General features: G+C 41.2%; 2 protein-coding genes. Both read right to left on the bottom strand.

Annotated elements, in window-relative coordinates:
* A partial coding sequence (locus tag BG32_RS03675) for an ANTAR domain-containing response regulator (protein ID WP_121526397.1) occupies positions 1-254 on the bottom strand: 254 nt, incomplete at its 3' end.
* Between the two features lie 52 nt (positions 255-306).
* Positions 307-1,368 (bottom strand): sensor histidine kinase (locus BG32_RS03670; protein WP_147434817.1); only part of this gene is annotated, 1,062 nt, incomplete at its 5' end.

Raw genomic sequence — 1,368 nt, 5'->3', positions numbered from 1 at the left:
TAACCAGTAACGATTATCGAGGGTACGAGTTTTACTTTTCCTATTCTCTCAATCGCTTCGATTCCGCTAAGCGCTGGAAGGTTAATATCTACGATCAGTAAATCCGGATCCTTTTCAAGTGCTAGTTTTACGAAGGTTTCGCCATCCATAGCCTCTCCTATAACGTTATGACCGAGGCCGATAAGTGTTTCTTTGAGCCCTCTCAGGACTATGTACTCGTCTTCTGCGATTAGTATATTTAAAGAATTGTCCATAGGAACTGACTCCCCTTTCGGCTAGGTTTAGCGCATAATTGCTAATATTCTTTTATGAGCCTCTCGTTAGCAAAAGGCTCTCTTTTGGAATCAGGATCTTTACTCTTGCTCCTTTTTCCGAGGCGATTTCAAGAGTACCGTCGAACTGATTTTCAACGATAGATCTCGCTAGAGAAAGCCCCAGTTTTTCGTCTTTTTCGGAGAAGGATCTATTGGGAAATCCCGTACCATTATCCTCGACGATTATTTCCACATTATCGTCAAAGCTCTTGCAGGAAATCGATATTAAACCGTTCTCTAAATCTTTGAAAGCGTGTTTCACGCAGTTGTTTATCAATTCGCTTATCGTCAGCGAGATCCCGCTTGCTTTGTCGTATGGAATAAAGATGTCATCGAGATCTTTCCTTACCTGAAGAGTACCATCTACTATGTTGAAACGCACAATAGTATCTACCAGACTCTTCAGGTTTATTATACTTCTACCAAGCTCGTCGTGAGAAAGAAGATCATGAACGGCGGCGATACTTTTCACCCTGGAAACAACATTGTCCAGAAGATCCTCGACTTCGCTGCCTGTCTTTTTATCCAAACTCCTCTTCTGGATATTTATAAGACTTACAATGGTCTGAAGATTATTCTTTATCCTGTGGTGGCTTTCCTGAAGCAACACCGAACTCCCCATAAGCCTGGTATTGTCTATTGCAAGGGCGACCTGCCTCGAAAGCGTATGAAATATCTTTTTCTGCTTTTCAGTTGGCTCATAGAATTTACGATAGCCTACCTGAAACAAGGCGGTGTGGTGAGATCTTACTGAGACTGGGTCACAAACAATTGTCTCGGTATTTCGAATGCTCTTAAAGAGCTTTTCAAAAAGCACATCATCGAAATTTGAAACAAAGAGCTTCTTGTTGTCCATTATTCTCATTACAACTTCGTCATTAAGGGCGGCTTCAACTAACTCAGTCTCTTTGTGTTTTATTGTGTCCATAATCGTTCTGGTCTTTTCATCGACCAGGTACACATAACAGGAGTCGGACTCCATAATTTTGCATGTGTAGTTTTCAAGCATTTTCAAGACATCATTAATCTCGTAATTAGAAGTAAGATACTCGGC

The sequence above is a fragment of the Mesotoga sp. HF07.pep.5.2.highcov genome, assembly GCF_003666285.1.
Taxonomy (GTDB): domain Bacteria; phylum Thermotogota; class Thermotogae; order Petrotogales; family Kosmotogaceae; genus Mesotoga; species Mesotoga prima.
This window is presented reverse-complemented; position numbering and strand designations above follow the sequence as displayed.